We start from the raw sequence: 1,144 nt of genomic DNA, 5'->3' as shown, positions 1-1,144 counted from the left end.
CCGCCCCGCCCGGAGCCGGCCCGCCGGGGACGGCCCGCGGAGCGCCCGTCCCGGCCGCCTCCCCGGCGCCCGCCCGGACGTCGGCCCGCCGCGGCCCCGTCGGACGGGGGTCGGCCCGGAGGGCGACCCGGGTGCCGGAACCCTGGCGCGCCGTGAGCCACCCCTCGGCCACCAGTTCGGCATACGCGTCGGCGACGGTGTTCCGGGCCACCCCGAGGTCCGCCGCCAGCTGCCGCGAGGACGGCAGCCGGGTGCCGGGCGCCAGCCGTCCACCTCGGACGGCCTCGCGCAGGGCGTCCATGAGGCCGGCCCTGAGGCGGGTGCCGCGCAGGTCGAGATGGAGGTCGGCGCCGAAAGTGGCCCAGTCGTTCCGCATGGGAATGGACCATAGCGGCAGGCCATCCGCTGCGTACGGTGGCCGCATGACCACCACCACAGCGCACTCCCCCGCCCAGGAACTCGCCCACGAGCACGCCCCCCGGATGCCCTTCGCCGAGCGGGTCCCGGACTTCTACCGGGCCATGCTCCGGCTGGAGCAGGAGGCCGCGAAGGGCGTGGACCCGGCGCTCTACCACCTGATCAAGATCCGCGCCTCGCAGATCAACCACTGCGCCTTCTGCCTCGACATGCACACCAAGGACGCGCTCGCCGAGGGCGAGACCACGGAGCGGGTCGTGCAGCTCGCCGCCTGGCAGGAGTCCCGGCACTTCTACACCGAGCGCGAGCTGGCCGCCCTCGCCCTCACCGAGGCCGTCACCGTCCTCACCGACGGCTTCGTCCCCGACGAGGTGTACGCGGCGGCCGCCCGTCACTTCGACGAGGAGGAGCTCGCCAAGGTGATCGCGGCGATCGTCGTCATCAACTCCTGGAACCGCATCGCCGTCACGACCCGCATGGTCCCCGGCCACTACACGCCGCGCGCCCACTGAGAACGGGAGGAGCCCCCGGTCCGAGGACCGGGGGCTCTTCCGTGCGCGGGGGGGGCGGGGCCCAGATCAGGCCCGGCTCGCGCACCGCGTCGCGCGCTGTTTCCCGACGCTCCCCTCGCACCGCTCGGCCCCGGGGGGGCCTCCCGGGCTTCGGGAAGCCGCGACGGACTCCGTCCGCCGGACGGGTGGGCTCAGATGAGGCCGAGCTCGCGGAC

General features: G+C 75.3%; 2 protein-coding genes. One reads left to right on the top strand and one right to left on the bottom strand.

All coding sequences use genetic code 11. The features are described 5' to 3' along the window. Window positions 1-376: GntR family transcriptional regulator (locus tag IE321_RS41510; protein ID WP_190226784.1), on the bottom strand; the 376-nt coding region annotated here is incomplete at its 3' end. Between the two features lie 46 nt (window positions 377-422). On the opposite strand from IE321_RS41510, the gene IE321_RS41505 reads away from it, so the two are divergent. Next, window positions 423-929 carry a carboxymuconolactone decarboxylase family protein gene (locus IE321_RS41505; protein ID WP_190226783.1) on the top strand — a complete coding sequence of 169 codons (507 nt, stop codon included), beginning with the start codon at window positions 423-425 and terminating at the stop codon, window positions 927-929. Window positions 930-1,144: the final 215 nt, after the last annotated feature.

This window comes from Streptomyces hydrogenans (genome assembly GCF_014656075.1).
GTDB lineage: Bacteria > Actinomycetota > Actinomycetes > Streptomycetales > Streptomycetaceae > Streptomyces > Streptomyces hydrogenans.
The sequence above is the reverse complement of the archived record's forward strand: the minus strand, read 5'-3'. Positions and strand labels throughout refer to the sequence as shown.